Here is a 17,331-nt window from a genome sequence, read left to right as displayed (position 1 = left end):
AACGGCCTGTACCGGCCCCCAGCGCCGAACTATCTTGGGCCCCATCCCAGAAAAACAAAAAGCCACCCGAGGGTGGCTTTTCAAGCAAGCGCGAAGAATTTACTTCTTGGCAGCAGCGTCTTCAGCAGCCTTCTTGGCGGCGTCAGCAGCAGCGTCAGCGGCCGGAGCAGCGGCAGCAGCCGGAGCGGTGGTGGCGGTGCCAGCGTCAGCGGCGGGGGCAGCAGCGGGAGCGGCCGGAGCTTCAGCGGCGGGAGCCGGAGCAGCAGCGGGAGCGGGTGCGGGAGCAGCAGCGGGTTCTTCCTTCTTGCCGCAGGCGGCGAGGGCGGCAGCGGCAATCAGGGTTGCCAAAACGAGCGATTTCTTCATTTCAAGTTTCCTTGTTGGATAGAGAGAATTCCGGTTGCCAGGTTGATCAACTCGAACGACCTGACTGAGCGAGCGCTGTACGAATGCCGCGCAAATTTCACTCAACTTCAAATTATAGGAGGTATTCGTCAATCCCAACAAACACTGACAGCGGCAAAAAGTGCGACCTTGTGTGTCATTTTTGTAAAGCAGCCGAGAAACACCTGTGGCCATGGCCTTGACCCGCATCCAGCACGCACCGAGGAGGGATCAAAGCCCCAAAGTGGATGCCGGAAACGCAGGCGAACCGCGGCGCCACCAGCTGTCCAGGGACTCTCTCAACTGAACCCGGCGCTCGGGTACGGTGGAGCACACCCCTGTGCTGCGCTGCAAATCCAGGCGCTGCAGCATCCAGGCGGGACTCCAGAGCGCGCTGGGCAAATCGCCAGGGTCGGCACGGCGGCAGGCTCGGGCCTCAATCAGGTGATCCCAGGTGCGGCGCCACTGGACAAAGCGCGCATGGCGACGCTGCACCTCGTCGTAGTGACAGGCCAGCAGCAGCAGGCGCCGACCGCCGCGCGACCAGGCCTGCAAGGACTCGGCCACGGCCCGCTCACCCAAAGGCCAGTCCTCAAACGTGGCGTCACTCCACACCATCTCCTGCCAGCCTAGGCGAGCCGCCTCGGCCAGGGCCAGGCGCAGGCGCTCGGCGAAGGCCTCTCGGCCTTCGAAGCGACCTTGCAGGGCGTCCGGTGGCCAAGAGGATGAGGGCTGCGTGGCATCGGCGTCGGCGGGACGGGCCACCATGGCTCAGGCCTCGGTCGGGATGGGGTGCAGCCACCCAGCCTGACACCACTCAAGCAGCAGCTCGCGTGCGCCAGCGCTCAAACGTGCCACATCCTTGGCGCCCAGGACGCGCAGGCTGGCCAACTGGCGCATCAAGGTCGCGTCACGGCCCGCAGCGCGGAAGCCCTCGCCATTGATGAACACATGACGCTCGTCGTGCAGCATGCGGGTGCGGCGGTCCAGGCGCACCCCGGCGGCCAGCGACGGCGGCTCGCCGTCTTCTTGGCTGTCAAACCAGACCTGGGCCTTGGGCTCGGTCAGGTACTCACCAATCACCCGGGCCAGGGCGTCGGGGTCGTTGAGCACCCGCTGCAGCGCATCCGCCGCGAACAGGTGCAAGTCTTCGGGAATGGCGGCCGGATCGGCCACGGCGGGCTGGGTCGGATCACGGTACAGGCCGTCACCGGCCAGGTCTTCGGCGTCCTCGGCCAGGCGCTGCAGCACCTCGCGCGCCAGCTCGTCACGCTTGGGGGAGCGAAAGCCGATCGAGTAGGTCATGCACTCGTCTTCGGCGATGCCGTCATGGGCATAGCGCGGCGGCAGGTAGAGCATGTCGCCCGGTTCGAGCACGAACTCTTCCTCAGGTTCGAAGTTAGCCAACACCTTGAGCGGGGTGTCCTCCCGCAGGCTCAGGTCTTTTTGCCGGCCGATGCGCCAACGGCGCTTGCCGTGGGCTTGCAGCAAGAAAACGTCGTAGCTGTCAAAGTGCGGGCCCACGCCGCCACCCGGTGTGGCGTAGCTGATCATCAAGTCATCCAGCCGCGCATCCGGAATGAAGCGAAAGCCCTGCATCAGGTGGTGCACAGCCTCGTCGTGCAGGTCCACGCCTTGCACCAGCAGGGTCCAGTCGGGCTGGCTCAGCGCGGGCAGGCTGCGCCGGGGCAGCGGACCCGAGCGCACGGCCCAGCCGGGCTGGGTGTTGCGCACCAGGCGTGACTCCACGGCCTCGCTGGCGGCCAATTCGAACAGCTCGCCGCGCTCCAGCAGGGGCTGGAAGCCGGGCACGGCCTGGCGCACCAGCAAAGGCTTTTTCTGCCAATGGCGTTTCATGAATTGCTGGGGCGTGAGGCCGCCGAGCAAGGTGAGGGGTTGGTGAATGTCCATGGCAAAAAAGGGCCCGTGTGACCGGGCTGCAACTCAAACTGCGACAATTCTCCTATGGAAATCACTGAACAATGCGTGGTCGCGCTGACCTGGACCCTCACCGACACCCTGGGCGAAGAGCTCGACATCCTGGACGAACCGGTCGACTTTCTGGTCGGCGGCGATGATCTGCTGAAGAAAATCGAAGAGGTTCTGCAAGGCCATGAGGCCGGCGCCAAGGTCAAGCTGCAGATCGAACCCGAAGAGGGTTTTGGCGAGTACAACGAGAAACTGATCTTTCTCGAGCCCCGCCAGCTCTTCCCGGCCGAACTCGAAGAAGGCATGACTTTTGAAGGCAGCGCCCTGCCCGAGGGTTGCCATGCCGAAGCGCCGCGCGACGCGCTCTACACCGTCACCGACATCTACCCCGAGCACGTGGTGCTGGACGGCAACCACCCGCTGTCGGGCATCGCGATTCGCCTGCACCTGCAGGTGCACGCTGTGCGTGAAGCCACCGAAGAAGAAATTGGCCGCGGCACCGCTGGCACCGGCTTCTTCCGCATCCAGCCGATGGCGCCGGGCAACGACCAATTGCACTGAGCCTCACCCACCCCATGAGAAAAGCCCGCTGGCATCGCTGCCAGCGGGCTTTTTGCCTTGGGGCGCCGCAGCACCCGGTGCGCAAGGACGGGTTGCTCAGGCCTGGCCGGTGGAGCCGTAGCCGCCTTCACCGCGCTGCGTCGGCGCGAAGTCGCTCACCACATTGAATTGGGCCTGCACCACGGGCACGATGACCAACTGGGCAATGCGCTCCAGCGGTTCGATGGTGTAGGGCGTGGGGCTGCGGTTCCAGGCGCTGACCATCAGCTGGCCCTGGTAATCGCTGTCGATCAGACCCACCAAGTTGCCCAGCACGATGCCGTGCTTGTGACCCAGGCCCGAGCGCGGCAGGATCATGGCCGCATAGCCCGGGTCTTGCAGGTACATGGCGATACCGGTGGGCACCAATTGCCAGGCGTTGGGGGCCAGGGTCAGCGGCTCGCTCAGGCAGGCGCGCAGGTCGAGGCCCGCACTGCCGGGGGTGGCGTAGGCGGGGAGTTGATCCGCCAGGCGCGGGTCGAGGATCTTGACGTCGATGTTCATGCAAAAAATCTCAAATATTCAGCCGGCCTTGCGGCGGGCGATGTCGGCCACCAGTTGGCGAGCCAGGGTCAGCTTGGAGGCGCGGGGCGTTTCACAGACGCCCGCATCGTCCACCAGCAGCAGCTGATTGTCGTCTTGACCAAAGGCCGCCGGGCCGATGTTGCCCACCAGCAGCGGCACGCCTTTGCGCGCGCGCTTGGCCTGGGCGTGGGCCACCAGGTCATGGCTCTCGGCGGCAAAACCGACGCAATACAAAGCGCCTTGGCGGGCGCGGGGGCTCTGCGCCAGGGTGTGCAGGATGTCCGGATTCTCCACAAAGCTCAGCTGGGGGGTCTGGCCCGAGCCGTCTTTTTTGATCTTCTGGTCACTGGCCGAGGCGGGGCGCCAATCGGCCACCGCTGCCGTGGCGATGAACACGTCGGCCGACTCGGCGGCCGGCACGCAGGCGGCCAGCATGTCGCGCGCCGACACCACGTTGAGGCGGCGCACGCCGCGCGGCGTGGGCAGGTGCACCGGACCGGCCACCAGGGTGACCTCGGCGCCCGCCTCGCGGGCAGCGCGCGCGATGGCGAAACCCATCTTGCCCGAGGAGTGGTTGGTGATGCCGCGCACCGGGTCAATGGCCTCGAAGGTGGGGCCGGCCGTGACCAGCACGCGCTGTCCGCGCAAGACCTTGGGCTGGAAGAAGGCAATCACCTCTTCACAGATCTCCAGCGCTTCGAGCATGCGCCCGTCGCCGGTCTCGCCACAAGCCTGATCCCCGCTGGCCACGCCCAAGAGCACAGCGCCATCGGCCTGCAACTGGGTCAGGTTGCGCTGGGTGGCGGGGTGGGCCCACATTTCGCGGTTCATGGCCGGCGCGATCAGCAGGGGCACGCGCTCGATCGGGCGCGCCAGGCAAAGCAGGCTCAGTAACTCATCGGCACGGCCCTGCACCAGACGGGCCATGAAGTCAGCGCTGCAAGGCGCCAGCACGATGGCGTCGGCCTCCCGGCTGAGGTTGATGTGGGGCATGTTGTTGGCCTCGCGGCCATCCCACTGCGAGCTGTACACCGGGCGGCCTGACAGGGCTTGCATGGTGACCGGGGTGATGAACTGGCAGGCCGCCTCGGTCATCGCCACCTGCACCGTGGCGCCTTGGCGGATCAGTTCGCGGCACAGCTCAGCGGACTTGAAGCAAGCCACGCCGCCGGTGAGGCCCAAAACAATGTGTTTTCCCTGGAGGTCCATGGTGACAAAAGCCCTGCTGGACAAGGCCCGGTTGGCAAAGAATGCGGCAATGTAGCAGACCCCCGCGCAAGATCAGGGAAGCCTGAAAAGCCGGGTGACGAGAAAAAGCCGCGCCAGTGCCCCGCCCAGCCCGCCTCTCGGCGAGAAGACGGGCCACCCGCGCGGCCCTGTACCGGCTGTAACGGCTCGGTCTTACTTGGCCGTGGGCATCACGAACTCAGCGCCCTTGCCAATGCTTTCAGGCCAGCGCTGCATGACGCTCTTTTGCTTGGTGTAGAAGCGCACGCCCTCTTCGCCGTAGGCGTGCATGTCGCCAAACAGGCTCTTCTTCCAGCCGCCAAAGCCGTGCCAGGCCATGGGCACCGGGATCGGCACGTTGATGCCGACCATGCCGACCTGGATGCGGCGGCTGAACTCGCGCGCCACATTGCCGTCGCGGGTGAAGCAGGACACGCCGTTGCCAAACTCGTGGTCGTTGATCAGCTGAACGGCAGTGGCGAAGTCAGGCACGCGCACACAGGACAGCACGGGGCCGAAGATCTCTTCCTTGTAGATCTTCATCTCAGGCGTGACATGGTCGAACAGCGTGCCACCCAGCCAGAAGCCCTGGTCACAACCAGGGCCCGCGGTCTTGCCGTCAAAGCCGCGGCCGTCCAGCAGCAGTTGGGCACCTTCTTGCACGCCCGCCTCGATGTAGCCGCTGATGCGGGCATGGGCGGCGCCGGTGACGATGGGACCCATTTCGGCGGCCAGGTTCATGCCGTCCAGCACCTTCAGGCTCTTGGCGCGCTCCAGCAGCTTGGGGATGACCTTGTCGGCCACGTCGCCCACCAGCACCGCCACACTGATGGCCATGCAGCGCTCACCCGCCGAGCCGTAGCCGGCACCAATCAAGGCGTCCACCACCTGATCGATGTCGGCGTCGGGCATCACCACCATGTGGTTCTTGGCGCCGCCCAGGGCTTGCACGCGCTTGCCGTGGTGGGCACCGGTTTCGTAGATGTAGTTGGCGATCGGGGTCGAACCCACAAAGGACACGGCCTTCACGTCCGGGTGGACCAGCAGCGCGTCAACCGCTTCCTTGTCGCCCTGAACCACGTTGAACACACCGTCCGGCAGGCCGGCCTGCTTGAGCAACTCGGCCATGAACAGGCTGGCGCTCGGGTCGGTGGGGCTGGGCTTGAGCACAAAGGTGTTGCCAGCGGCGATCGCCACCGGGAACATCCACATCGGCACCATGACCGGGAAGTTGAACGGCGTGATGCCGGCCACCACGCCCAGGGGCTGGCGCATCGTCCAGTTGTCGATGCCGGTAGAGACCTGCTCGGTGTAGTCCCCTTTGAGCAACTGCGGGATGCCGCAGGCGAACTCGATGATGTCAATGCCGCGGCTGACCTCGCCCTGGGCGTCGGTGAACACCTTGCCATGCTCCAGCGTGATCATGCGCGCCAGCGTGTCCTTGTGCTGGTTGACCAGTTCCAGGAACTTGAACATCACGCGCCCCCGGCGGATCGGGGGCATGTCCGCCCAGGCCGGGAAGGCCGCTTGGGCGGCCGCCACGGCGGCATCCACATCGGCCACGCTGCCCAGCAGCACTTGGCGACTCACCTCGCCAGTGGCAGGGTTGTAAACCGGCTGGCGACGGGTGCTGACACCGGCGGTGGTGGCGCCTTGGATGTAGTGGCCGACATCGGCGCTGGAAAGGGTTTGGCTCATGCTGCCTCTTGGAAAGAAAAGGGGATTTCGACTCCGCTGGGTGGCCTCGCCCCTCTGATGAGGCAGCCAGGGCTCCCATGGCGTGGAGCGAAGTCTAGGCAGGGCCTCGGCCCCTGCCTAGGCCCTTGCGCTGAACTTATTGTTCAATTTGATGAACAATCAAGACATGGAAGAACAACTCATCCACACCTTGTGGGGCCACCTGCACTGGTTGGTCGTGCTGGCCCAGCAGGGCAGCTACACGGCGGCCGCGGCGCGGCTGGGCGTGAGCAAAGCGGCGGTCAGCCAACGCATCTCGGAACTGGAGCGCCTGGCCGGCGTGCCCCTGGTGCAGCGCACCACCCGAAGCGTGCGCCTGACCGAGGCCGGCCAGCGCCTGGTGGACGACACCCAAGCGCCCTTCGACACCATTGCCCACAGCTTTGCCAGCGTGCGCGACCTGGCCGGCACCCCGCGCGGGCGGCTGCGGGTGACCGCGCCCGTGGCCCTGGCGCGCCAGCAACTGGTGCCACGCCTGGCGGATTTCTTGCGCCAATACCCCGAGGTGCGGCTGGAGCTGGAATTGTCCGACCGCCTGGCCTCTCTGGCCATGGAAGGGCTGGACCTGGCCATCCGCCACAGCGACCAGGTGCCCGACACCCATGTGGCCTGGACCTTGTGCCCCACCCGCTCGGTGCTGGTGGCCAGCCCCGCCTACCTGGCCCGGCGCGGCGTGCCCGACAGCCCCCAGGCGCTGACCCAGCACGACTGCCTGCACTACCCGCGCAGTGGCGACACGCCCACCTGGACCTTCGAGCAGGGGACAGAGCGCCAAACCATCCCGGTGCGCGGTCCGCTGGCGGCCAACAACAGCGAAGCCCTGCGCGATGCGGCCCTGGCCGACCTGGGCATCGCCTTGCTGCCCGACTTCAGCGCCCAGGCCAGCCTGCGCAGCGGCCAGTTGCAAGTGGTGCTGGCCGAGTGGGCGAATGTGGGCCCCTTCGCGCGCCAGCTCTACGCGATTCGGCCTTATTCGGCCCATGTGCCCTTGGCTGTCACCGCACTGGTGCAGCACCTGCGACAATCGCTGGTTGGCGGATTTGATTTGCACCCCCCGCAACCGCTCTGAATTTCGACGCCGCCGCTGCCTGTGCAGCGGCACCTTTATAATCTCCGTTTACCACCTCCCGGGACCCCTGCTCCCGACCCGACATGACCAAATTCGTCTTCGTCACCGGCGGTGTGGTGTCTTCCCTGGGCAAGGGAATCGCCTCAGCCTCCCTTGCCGCGATCCTCGAATCGCGGGGCCTCAAAGTCACCCTCATCAAGCTGGACCCGTACATCAACGTGGATCCGGGCACCATGTCGCCGTTCCAACACGGCGAGGTTTTTGTGACCGACGACGGCGCTGAAACCGACCTGGACCTGGGCCACTACGAGCGTTTCATCGAAACGCGCATGAACAAGGCCAACAACTTCACCACTGGCCGGATCTACCAATCCGTGCTCGAAAAAGAGCGCCGTGGCGACTACCTGGGCAAGACCGTGCAGGTCATTCCCCACATCACCAACGAGATCCAGGAATACGTCAAGCGCGGCGCCGCGTTTGGCACCCCGGACGCCGTGGATGTGGCCATTGTGGAAATCGGCGGCACGGTGGGCGACATCGAGTCCCTGCCCTTCCTTGAGGCCGCACGCCAAATGAGCCTGCGCCTGGGTCCGAACAACACCGCCTTCGTGCACCTGACCTACGTGCCCTGGATTGCAGCGGCGGGCGAACTCAAGACCAAGCCGACCCAGCACACGGTGCAAAAGCTGCGCGAGATCGGTATCCAGGCCGATGCCCTGCTGTGCCGCGCCGACCGCCGCATCCCCGATGACGAGCGCGCCAAGATCTCGCTGTTCACCAACGTGCCCGAGTGGGGCGTGATCTCCATGTGGGACGTGAACACCATCTACAAGGTGCCCCGCATGCTGCACGAGCAAGGCCTGGACGGCCTGATCTGCGACAAGCTGCGCCTGAACACCCCGCCGACCAGCCTCAAGCGCTGGGACGACCTGGTGTTCGAGACCGAAAACCCCAAGGGCGAAGTCACCATCGCCATGGTGGGCAAGTACGTCGACCTGTCGGACAGCTACAAGTCCCTCAACGAAGCGCTGCGCCACGCCGGCATGAAGAACCATGTCGCGGTCAAGATCGAGTACATCGACTCGGAAACCATCGAGCCTGACAACGTCAAGCGCCTGAGCCAGTTCGACGCCATCCTGGTGCCAGGCGGCTTTGGCAAGCGCGGCGTGGAAGGCAAGATCAGCGCCGCCCAGTTCGCCCGTGAGACCCAGGTGCCTTACCTCGGCATCTGCCTGGGCATGCAAGTGGCCACCATCGAGTACGCCCGCCATGTGGCCGGCTTGAAGGACGCCAACAGCACCGAGTTCGAACCCGAAGGCCCGAACCCCGTGATCGCCCTGATCACCGAGTGGAAAGACGCCGACGGCACGATCAAGAAGCGCGACGAGAACTCCGACCTGGGCGGCACCATGCGCCTGGGCGCCCAAAGCTCGGACGTGGCCCCCGGCACCCTGGCACACCAGATCTACGGCGACGTGGTCACCGAGCGCCACCGCCACCGCTACGAAGCCAACGTCAACTACCTGGATCAACTGCGCCAAGCCGGCCTGGTGATCTCGGCGCTGACGCAGCGCGAGCAACTGACTGAAATCGTTGAACTGCCGCAAAGCGTGCACCCCTGGTACATGGGCGTGCAGTTCCACCCCGAGTTCAAGTCGACCCCGTGGGACGGCCACCCGCTGTTCAACGCCTTCATCAAAGCCGCGGTGGAACACCAAGCCGCTGGCCACAAGAAAACGGCCTGAGCGCCACTGGAGACCCAAGCATGAAACTCTGCGGCTTTGACATCGGGCTGGACCACCGCTTTTTCCTGATCGCCGGCCCTTGCGTGGTCGAGTCCGAGCAGCTGCAGATGGACACGGCGGGCACCCTGAAGGAAATCACCCAGAGCCTGGGCATTCCCTTCATCTTCAAGAGCAGCTACGACAAGGCCAACCGCTCCTCGGGCACCAGCTTCCGCGGTCCCGGCATGGAGCGCGGCCTGGAGATCCTGGCCAAGGTCAAGAAGACCCTCAATGTGCCGATCCTCACCGATGTGCACAGCGAGGCTGAAATCGCCCAAGTGGCTTCGGTGGTCGACGTGCTGCAGACCCCCGCCTTCCTGTGCCGCCAGACCGATTTCATCCGTGCCGTGGCCCAATCGGGCAAGCCGGTGAACATCAAGAAGGGCCAGTTCCTGGCCCCGCACGACATGAAGAACGTCATCGACAAAGCCCGCGCTGCTGCCCGCGACGCCGGCCTGCCCGAAGACAGCTTCATGGCCTGCGAGCGTGGCGCCAGCTTTGGCTACAACAACCTGGTCAGCGACATGCGCAGCCTGGCCATCATGCGCGAGACCGGCGCCCCGGTGGTGTTTGATGCCACCCACAGCGTGCAGTTGCCCGGCGGCCAGGGCACCAGCTCGGGTGGCCAGCGCGAGATGGTGCCGGTGCTGTCGCGTGCGGCGGTGGCCGTGGGCGTGGCCGGTCTGTTCATGGAAACCCATCCCAACCCCAGCCAGGCGCTCAGCGACGGCCCCAACGCCGTGCCCCTGAAGCACATGAAGGCCCTGCTCGAAACCCTGGTCGCGCTCGACAGCGTGACCAAGAAGAACGGCTTCCTTGAGGACCACTTCGAATGAGCAGCGCCTACATCATCGCCCATGTCAGCGTGACCAACCCGGTGCAGTACGAGGAGTACCGCAAGTGGTCCACCGCCGCCATGCAGGCCTACCAAGCCGAGGTGTGCGTGCGCGGTGGCCGAGTCGAAGTGCTCGAAGGCGACTGGGCGCCCGAGCGCCTGGTGATCCTGAAGTTTGCGGATGTGGCCGCCGCACGGGTCTTTTATGATTCGCCCGAATACGGCCGAGCCCGCGCAGCCCGCGAAGGCGCGGCCATCATGCGCATGATCGTGGTTGAAGGGGTCTGATCCGACGGCGCGGCCGACTGCAGGCCGTGCGTCTTCAGCCCCCCAGTTTTTGTGTTTGTATTGAAAGAAGAAACATGAGTGCAATCGTAGACATCGTAGGCCGTGAAGTGCTGGACAGCCGCGGCAACCCCACCGTCGAGTGCGACGTGCTGCTCGAATCGGGCGTCATGGGCCGCGCCGCCGTGCCCTCGGGCGCCTCGACCGGCAGCCGCGAAGCCATCGAACTGCGTGACGGCGACAAGAGCCGTTACCTGGGCAAGGGCGTGCTGCGCGCGGTGGAGAACATCAACACCGAAATCTCCGAAGCCGTGCTGGGCCTGGACGCGTCCGAGCAAGCCTTCCTGGACAAGACCCTGATCGACCTCGACGGCACCGACAACAAGAGCCGCCTGGGCGCCAACGCCATGCTGGCCGTGTCGATGGCTGTGGCCCGCGCCGCAGCTGAGGAATCGGGCCTGCCGCTGTACCGCTACTTCGGCGGCATGGGTGGCATGCAATTGCCGGTGCCGATGATGAACGTCATCAACGGTGGCGCCCACGCCAACAACAACCTCGATCTGCAAGAACTGATGATCATCCCGGTCGGTGCCCCCACCTTCCGCGAAGCCGTCCGCTACGGCGCCGAAGTGTTCCACGCCCTCAAGAAGATCATCAACGACAAGGGCATGAGCACCGCCGTCGGTGACGAAGGTGGTTTCGCACCCAGCGTGGCCAGCCATGAAGCCGCCATCCAGCTGATCCTCGAAGCCATCGACAAGGCCGGTTTCGTGGCCGGCGAGCAAATCGCCCTGGGCCTGGACTGCGCTGCCAGCGAGTTCTACAAGGACGGCAAGTACCACCTCGAAGGCGAAGGCTTGGTGCTGTCGGCTGAAGAGTGGACCAACATCCTGGCCACCTGGTGCGACAAGTACCCCATCATCAGCATCGAAGACGGCATGGCCGAAGGCGACTGGGATGGCTGGAAGCACCTGACCGAGCGCCTGGGCAAGCAAGTCCAGATCGTGGGCGACGACCTGTTCGTCACCAACACCAAGATCCTGAAAGAAGGCATCGACAAGGGCATTGCCAACTCGATCCTGATCAAGATCAACCAGATCGGCACCCTGACCGAAACCTTCGCTGCCATCGAAATGGCCAAGACGGCCGGCTACACCGCCGTCATCAGCCACCGCTCGGGCGAAACCGAAGACTCGACGATTGCCGACATCGCCGTGGGCACCAACGCCGGTCAGATCAAGACGGGTTCCATGAGCCGCAGCGACCGCATCGCCAAGTACAACCAGCTGCTGCGCATCGAAGAAGACCTGGGTGACGTGGCCCACTACCCCGGCCGTGCGGCCTTCTACAACCTGCGCTGAGCGCCGGTGGATTGACCATGGGCGTGCGCCTGCTCCCCGTGCTGTTGCTGGCCGTGCTCGGCCTGCTGCACGCCCAGCTCTGGCTGGGCCGCGGCAGCATTCCCAATGTCGCGGGATTGCAGCAAAAGATTGACGAGCAAAAAGCCCGCAACGCGGCGGCCCAGCGCATCAACGACCAACTGGCCTCCGAGGTCAACGACCTCAAAGAAGGCCTGGCCATGGTCGAAGAGCGCTCCCGCATCGAACTGGGCATGGTCAAGCCCAACGAGATCTTCGTCCAGATCACCAAATGAGCGCTGCGGCCGGCGGCCGCAGCCTCCCCTCCCCCACCCATGGACGCCCTGTTCGCCACCGCGTTTGAACTCTGGGGCACCCCAACCAGTTGGACCGAAGTGCTTGCCTTTGCGCTGGCTTTGGCCATGGTGGGCTGCAACATCCGACAAATTCATTGGGGCTGGCCACTGGCCATCCTCAGCTCCCTGCTCTATTTGCTGGTGTTCTGGCGCAGCCGCCTCTATGGCGACGCCGTGCTGCAACTCTTCTTTGCCGCCTTGGCCGGCTGGGGCTGGACCCAGTGGCTCAAGGGCCGAGGCCAGCAAGCGGGCCAAGAGGCGCCGCTGCGCGTCACCGCCCTCAGCCCCCGGGGCCGACGCTGGACCGTGCTGGCTTGCGCGGGCCTGTGGCCGCTGACGGGCTGGTTCCTGCTCAGCTTCACCGACACCGATGTCCCCTGGTGGGACGCCTTCCCCACGGCAGCCAGCCTGGTCGGGCAGGTGCTGCTGGGCCGCAAACACCCAGAGAACTGGCTCATCTGGCTGGCCGTCAACGTGGTCAGCATGGGCCTGTTCGCCTACAAAGGCCTGTGGCTGACCACCGTGCTCTATGGGCTGTTCACCGTGCTCAGCGTGGTGGGCTGGCGCGCCTGGCGCCAAGACCTGCAACGCCCTCAGGTTCACCATGCCTGATTTGCAGCACGTCATCTGCCTGCTGGGGGCTGAAAGCACCGGCAAAACCGCCCTCACCCTGAGCCTGGCCCAGGCCCTGCGCGACTGTGGCCTGGACTGCGCGGTCGTGCCCGAGACCTTGCGCCAATGGTGCGACGAGCAAGGCCGCACGCCGCGCCCCGACGAGCAAGCCGACATCGCCCACACCCAGGCCCAGCGCATTGCCGAGGCCGCCCAGCGCCACCCCCTGGTGCTGGCCGACACCTCGGCCCTGATGACGGCGGTCTACAGCGACTTCTTGTTTGCCGACCGCAGCCTTTACGCCCACGCCGCCCAGGCGCAGGCCCGCTATGGGCTGAGCCTGCTGACCGGCTTGGACCTGCCCTGGGTGGCCGATGGTCTGCAGCGCGACGGTCCCCAGGTGCGTGAGCCCGTCGACGCCCTGCTGCGCCAAGCCCTTCAAGCGCAGCGCTTGCCCTACAAGGTGGTCTATGGCCAAGGGGCCGAGCGCGGCCACAACGCCTTGAGCGCCTTGGTCGGCCTGCCCTGGCTGCAGGCCTTGCCCCAAGCCGAAGCCCTGGGCGAGCGCCTGCGCCAGCAACGCGATGAGGCCCGCCTCAACAAGCCCTGGCAATGCGAGCACTGCAGCGACGGCGGCTGCGAACACAAGCTGTTCACGGGCCTGCTGGCCGCGCGCTCGGTGCCATGAAAAACGCCCCGCACGCGGGGCGTTGGGGTGCGTTGGGGAGGTCCAGCCGGTTCAAGGGCTGGCGCGGCGAGCAGCGCTCAACGCTGTTTCACTGCACGGTCTTGATGCCGTCCACCAGGCGCTCACCCTGAGTGAAGATGCTGGCCGCATCGACCGCGTCATAGCGGTACTGCTGGCCGCAGAACTCACACGCCACCTCGATCTGGCCTTGCTCGGCCAGGATGCTTTCAGCCTCTTCCACGCCCAGACTGCGCAGCATCTGGCTGACGCGGTCACGGCTGCAGCGGCAGGCAAAGCGTGGTGCGGTCTCGCCCTGCAGGGGCTCGAAGCGCGACACTTTCTCCTCCCAGAACAGGCGGCGCAGAATCGTGTCCACATCCAGCGTCAGCAGCTCTTCGCGCTTGAGGCTGGAGGCCAGCAGCGCAATGCGGTTGTAGTGCTCATTGAGGCCGATTTCGTCCTCATTGGCCTCCGAGCGCAGGCTGCCCGCCAGGTTGCCTTCGCCCTCCAGCGGCAGGCGCTGGATCAGCAGGCCAGCGGCCACTTTGTCGTCAGCGGCCAGCACCAGGCAGGTGTCAAGCTGCTCGCTTTGCAGCATGTAATGCTCGAGCACCGAGCTGAGCTTCTCGAGCTTCTCGCCCTGGTCGCCAAACAGGGGCACCACGCCTTGGTAGGGCTGCTGGCCCGGGAACTTGTCCTTGGGGTCCAGCGTGATGGCGCAACGCCCGCCATTGTTGAGGTTGACCATCTGGCTGAGGCTGGCGGTTTCGCTGACCTCCCCCACCAGGGTGGCGGTGGCGCGCAGGCTCAGGTCGGGCTGGACCTCGGTCACAGCGACCTTGACCGGGCCGTCGCCAAAGATCTGCAGCACCAAAGCGCCGTTGAACTTGATGTTCGACTGCATCAGCACACCCGCGGCGGCCATTTCGCCCAGCAGCTCACGCACCGGCGCCGGGTAAGGCCCAGTCTGGGTGTTGGCCGCACGACGGGCCTGGATCTCGGTCCAGGCGTCGGTCAAGCGCACGATCATGCCGCGCACCGGCAGGCCGTCAAAAATAAACTTGTGAAGTTCAGACACGCAAAATTCCTGAAAAACGCTGCCGCGCCAAGCCCCCCTGGGCTCAGTCGATGCGGCGCAAACCCGCCTTGAAGCGGCGGGCGTTGTCAATGTAATGCTTCGCACTTTGGCGAAGCCCCTCCATCTGCTCCGGGCTGAGCTGGCGCACCACCTTGGCGGGGCTGCCCAGGATCATCGAGCCATCGGGGAACTCCTTGCCCTCGGTGACCAGCGAACCCGCGCCCACCAGGCAGTTCTTGCCGATGCGCGCCCCGTTGAGCACCACGGCACCAATGCCGATCAGTGACTCGTCGCCGATGGTGCAGCCATGCAGCATGACCTGGTGGCCCACCGTCACATGCCGCCCCACCACCAGCGGCTTGCCATGGTCGGCATGCAGCACGCTGGCGTCCTGGATGTTGGAGCCCTCGCCAATCGAGATCGACTCGGTGTCCCCACGCACCACGGTGCCAAACCAGACGCTGGCGTCCGCGCCCAAACTCACCTGCCCCATGACCTGGGCGCTGTCCGCCACCCAAGCCGATTCAGCCACCTGAGGCGCCACGCCATCCAACGCATACACAGCCATTGCTTTGTCTCCAAAAAACCCATGTAAGGGGTGGCGGCCTGTTTCTCAAGTCAAGGCCTTGTCCACCCGGTGCAGCCTAGAATTGTAGAGATGGAGCTTCGTCACCGTGCACTGCAGGTCTTGTGCCTCACCGATCCCGCGCAAAAAGTAGCGGCCACCATCGATTTACACACCCAATTCGAGCAGCTGACGCTGGACACCGAGGGCGGTCCCCAGCTGCCGCCAGGCCAGTCCCTGCCCGGCCACCCGGAGCGCCCAGAGCTGGTCAAACACACCAGCGTGGTCAAGCGCTCGCCCACCACGCTGGAGGGCCGGGCCGCCCTGCTGCACTCGATTGCCCACATTGAATTCAACGCCATCAACCTGGCGCTCGACGCGGTCTGGCGTTTTGACGGCATGCCGCGCGACTACTACGCCGACTGGTTGCGCGTGGCGCGCGAAGAGGCCTACCACTTCAGCCTGCTGCGCGAGCACCTGCAGCGCATGCCGCACCTGGGCCGACCCTGGGACTATGGCGACTTTCCGGCCCACCAAGGTCTGTGGTCCATGTGCGAACGCACCGCCGGCGACGTGCTGGCGCGCATGGCCCTGGTCCCCCGCACGCTGGAGGCGCGCGGCCTGGACGCCACGCCCTTGATCCAGGCCAAGCTGCGCCAGATCGGCAGCCCCGACGCACTGGAGGCCGTGGCCCTGCTCGACATCATCTTGCGCGACGAGGTGGGCCATGTGGCGATTGGCAACCACTGGTACCGCTGGTTGTGCGAGCGCCAAGGCCTGGACCCGACCGAACACTACCCCGTGCTGACCCAGCGCCACGAGGCGCCCCGCTTGAAGCCCCCCTTCAATGAAAACGCGCGTCGCCGTGCAGGATTCACGGATGTGGAGATGGCGTGGCTCCAAAATGGTTAAGCCCCGGAAAAGCCGCTGAATGGGCATGGAACAATCCGGCGCCCAGTGCCGTTCGTCCCTAAAATACGGCCAAAGAAAGACCTGCCTGCCATGACTGCCCCCCCGATCACCGCGTCCGACATCCTCTCCAACCGCAACGCCGGAGTGGAGAAGGGGTCGCCCATGATCGCGCGCCAACCCATCGTGGACGCAGGCCACCAAATCGTGGGCTATGAGTTGTTCAACCGCAGCCAGGCCAGCGGCGATCACACGGCGGCATCCGACGTGTCCCTGGTGTTCAACGCCCTGTCCCACGTGGGCGACGAAGACCTGTTTGGCAAGTTGTTCTTGTTCGTCAACTGCACCCACGCCAGCCTGGGTGGCGGCCACCTGGACCTGGTCAACCCCGAGCGCGTGGTGCTGGAGATCCCCGCGGTGGACAACGCCTCGGCTCAGGACATTGAACACCGCCTGCCCATCCTGGCCCAACTGCGCCAGCGTGGCTTTCGCCTGGCCTTCGGCCAGTACGTGCTGGAGCCGGCCTACGCCTTGTGGCGCCCCCTGGCCGCCTTCGTCAAGCTGGACCTGAGCCTGATCCCGAACAGCCAGCTCAAAGAGGTTGTGAAAGCAGCACGCCGCAGCACCGATGCGGCACTGATCGCCGAAAAAGTCGAGACCGCCGAACAGTACGACCGCGTCTCCAGCTTGGGTGTCCAGCTGTTCCAAGGCTATTGGTTCGCCAAGCCGACCCTGGTCAAGACCCGCATCGTCAGCCCGTCGCAGGCGCACATCATTCAGCTCATCAACCTGGTGCGCAACCAGGCCAGCACGGCCGAGATTGAAGAAGTGCTCAAGAAAGATGCCGGCCTGGCCTTCAACCTGCTGCGCCTGATCAACTCGGCAGGCTTTGGCTACGCCCGTGAAGTCACCTCGTTCCGCCAGGCCGTCATGCTGCTGGGCCTGAAGAAGTTGTTCCGCTGGGCCGCCCTGCTGCTCACTGCCACCAAGTCCTCGGACGGTCAGGCCACCATTGGCAACATGGCCGTGGTGCGCGGCCGGTTGATGGAACTGCTGGCCGAACAGGTCATGACGCCCGAAGATGCGGACAACGCCTTTGTCTCAGGCATCTTCTCGCTGCTCGATGTGATGCTGGGCGTGCCCATGTCCCAGGCCGTGGAAATGCTGACCCTGCCCCAAAGCGTGATGGACGTGCTGGTTCACCAACAAGGGCCTTACGCGCCGTTGCTGGAGTTGGCCAGCGCCTGTGAACTGGGTGACGAAGATCGCTTCAACTCGGCCTGCCAGGCCCTCCAGCTGTCGGGCCAACAAGCCAACTGGGCCCATTTGCAGGCCCTGGCCTGGGCTGACCAGATGGTGACCCAGGCCTGACGCTGGGGCCCTTCGATTT

19 protein-coding genes are annotated in these 17,331 nt (G+C 65.3%); 11 read left to right on the top strand and 8 right to left on the bottom strand.

The annotated features are described in order from the left end of the window. Window positions 1-99: 99 nt before the first annotated feature. The 3 genes from PSQ39_RS19995 to PSQ39_RS19985 all read right to left on the bottom strand — a co-directional run bounded on the left by PSQ39_RS19995 (window position 100) and on the right by PSQ39_RS19985 (window position 2,295). Entirely contained in the window at window positions 100-366 is a 267-nt protein-coding gene (locus tag PSQ39_RS19995; RefSeq protein ID WP_273929152.1) for a hypothetical protein, read from the bottom strand. A gap of 249 nt (window positions 367-615) precedes the next feature. Continuing rightward, window positions 616-1,152, bottom strand: coding sequence for a hypothetical protein (locus tag PSQ39_RS19990; RefSeq protein WP_273929150.1), 537 nt, complete (start codon window positions 1,150-1,152; stop codon window positions 616-618). A 3-nt stretch (window positions 1,153-1,155) separates the two neighbouring features. Continuing rightward, complete coding sequence (locus PSQ39_RS19985) at window positions 1,156-2,295, bottom strand: cupin domain-containing protein (RefSeq protein WP_273929148.1); 1,140 nt, start codon at window positions 2,293-2,295, stop codon at window positions 1,156-1,158. A 54-nt stretch (window positions 2,296-2,349) separates the two neighbouring features. Here PSQ39_RS19985 and PSQ39_RS19980 point away from each other — a divergent pair, with 54 nt between their 5' ends. After that, complete coding sequence (locus PSQ39_RS19980) at window positions 2,350-2,874, top strand: FKBP-type peptidyl-prolyl cis-trans isomerase (RefSeq protein ID WP_273929146.1); 525 nt, start codon at window positions 2,350-2,352, stop codon at window positions 2,872-2,874. Window positions 2,875-2,970: 96 nt separating this feature from the next. Here PSQ39_RS19980 and dut read toward each other — a convergent pair whose 3' ends face one another. From dut to PSQ39_RS19965, 3 genes are all read right to left on the bottom strand, one after another. Next, on the bottom strand, window positions 2,971-3,417 hold the full coding sequence (gene dut / locus PSQ39_RS19975; protein ID WP_273929144.1) for a dUTP diphosphatase: 447 nt from the start codon (window positions 3,415-3,417) through the stop codon (window positions 2,971-2,973). Window positions 3,418-3,435: 18 nt separating this feature from the next. Then, window positions 3,436-4,647 (bottom strand): bifunctional phosphopantothenoylcysteine decarboxylase/phosphopantothenate--cysteine ligase CoaBC, encoded by a 1,212-nt coding sequence (gene coaBC, locus PSQ39_RS19970; protein WP_273929142.1) that lies wholly within the window; start codon window positions 4,645-4,647, stop codon window positions 3,436-3,438. Between the two features lie 192 nt (window positions 4,648-4,839). Beyond that, window positions 4,840-6,363, bottom strand: coding sequence for a CoA-acylating methylmalonate-semialdehyde dehydrogenase (locus PSQ39_RS19965; RefSeq protein WP_273929140.1), 1,524 nt, complete (start codon window positions 6,361-6,363; stop codon window positions 4,840-4,842). 166 nt (window positions 6,364-6,529) lie between these two features. On the opposite strand from PSQ39_RS19965, the gene PSQ39_RS19960 reads away from it, so the two are divergent. From PSQ39_RS19960 to PSQ39_RS19925, 8 genes are all read left to right on the top strand, one after another. Next, a complete protein-coding gene (locus PSQ39_RS19960) occupies window positions 6,530-7,471 on the top strand; it encodes a LysR family transcriptional regulator (RefSeq protein WP_273929137.1) in 942 nt (313 codons plus the stop codon). Between the two features lie 83 nt (window positions 7,472-7,554). Beyond that, window positions 7,555-9,216, top strand: a complete 1,662-nt coding sequence (locus PSQ39_RS19955) for a CTP synthase (RefSeq protein ID WP_273929135.1) — start codon at window positions 7,555-7,557, stop codon at window positions 9,214-9,216. Between the two features lie 20 nt (window positions 9,217-9,236). Next, complete coding sequence (gene kdsA, locus PSQ39_RS19950) at window positions 9,237-10,091, top strand: 3-deoxy-8-phosphooctulonate synthase (RefSeq protein WP_273929133.1); 855 nt, start codon at window positions 9,237-9,239, stop codon at window positions 10,089-10,091. Beyond that, entirely contained in the window at window positions 10,088-10,378 is a 291-nt protein-coding gene (locus PSQ39_RS19945) for a DUF1330 domain-containing protein (RefSeq protein WP_273929131.1), read from the top strand. Before kdsA ends, PSQ39_RS19945 begins: the two co-directional genes overlap by 4 nt. 74 nt (window positions 10,379-10,452) lie before the next feature. Continuing rightward, a complete protein-coding gene (gene eno / locus PSQ39_RS19940; RefSeq protein ID WP_273929129.1) occupies window positions 10,453-11,736 on the top strand; it encodes a phosphopyruvate hydratase in 1,284 nt (427 codons plus the stop codon). Window positions 11,737-11,753: 17 nt separating this feature from the next. Further along, window positions 11,754-12,029, top strand: coding sequence for a septum formation initiator family protein (locus PSQ39_RS19935; RefSeq protein ID WP_273929127.1), 276 nt, complete (start codon window positions 11,754-11,756; stop codon window positions 12,027-12,029). 39 nt (window positions 12,030-12,068) lie between these two features. Continuing rightward, window positions 12,069-12,701, top strand: coding sequence for a nicotinamide riboside transporter PnuC (pnuC, locus tag PSQ39_RS19930; protein WP_273929125.1), 633 nt, complete (start codon window positions 12,069-12,071; stop codon window positions 12,699-12,701). Then, window positions 12,694-13,389, top strand: coding sequence for an ATP-binding protein (locus PSQ39_RS19925; RefSeq protein WP_273929123.1), 696 nt, complete (start codon window positions 12,694-12,696; stop codon window positions 13,387-13,389). The genes pnuC and PSQ39_RS19925 overlap by 8 nt, the downstream gene beginning before the upstream one ends. Window positions 13,390-13,477: 88 nt before the next feature. Here PSQ39_RS19925 and hslO read toward each other — a convergent pair whose 3' ends face one another. Beyond that, complete coding sequence (hslO, locus tag PSQ39_RS19920) at window positions 13,478-14,467, bottom strand: Hsp33 family molecular chaperone HslO (protein WP_273929121.1); 990 nt, start codon at window positions 14,465-14,467, stop codon at window positions 13,478-13,480. Window positions 14,468-14,510: 43 nt separating this feature from the next. Beyond that, window positions 14,511-15,035, bottom strand: a complete 525-nt coding sequence (locus tag PSQ39_RS19915; RefSeq protein ID WP_273929119.1) for a gamma carbonic anhydrase family protein — start codon at window positions 15,033-15,035, stop codon at window positions 14,511-14,513. Between the two features lie 90 nt (window positions 15,036-15,125). Here PSQ39_RS19915 and PSQ39_RS19910 point away from each other — a divergent pair, with 90 nt between their 5' ends. After that, entirely contained in the window at window positions 15,126-15,944 is an 819-nt protein-coding gene (locus tag PSQ39_RS19910) for a ferritin-like domain-containing protein (protein ID WP_273929118.1), read from the top strand. Window positions 15,945-16,106: 162 nt separating this feature from the next. Then, entirely contained in the window at window positions 16,107-17,312 is a 1,206-nt protein-coding gene (locus PSQ39_RS19905; RefSeq protein ID WP_273929221.1) for an EAL and HDOD domain-containing protein, read from the top strand. The last annotated feature ends 19 nt before the right edge of the window (window positions 17,313-17,331 follow it).

The sequence above is a fragment of the Curvibacter microcysteis genome (genome assembly GCF_028649455.1).
GTDB lineage: Bacteria > Pseudomonadota > Gammaproteobacteria > Burkholderiales > Burkholderiaceae_C > Curvibacter > Curvibacter microcysteis.
The sequence above is the reverse complement of the archived record's forward strand: the minus strand, read 5'-3'. Positions and strand labels throughout refer to the sequence as shown.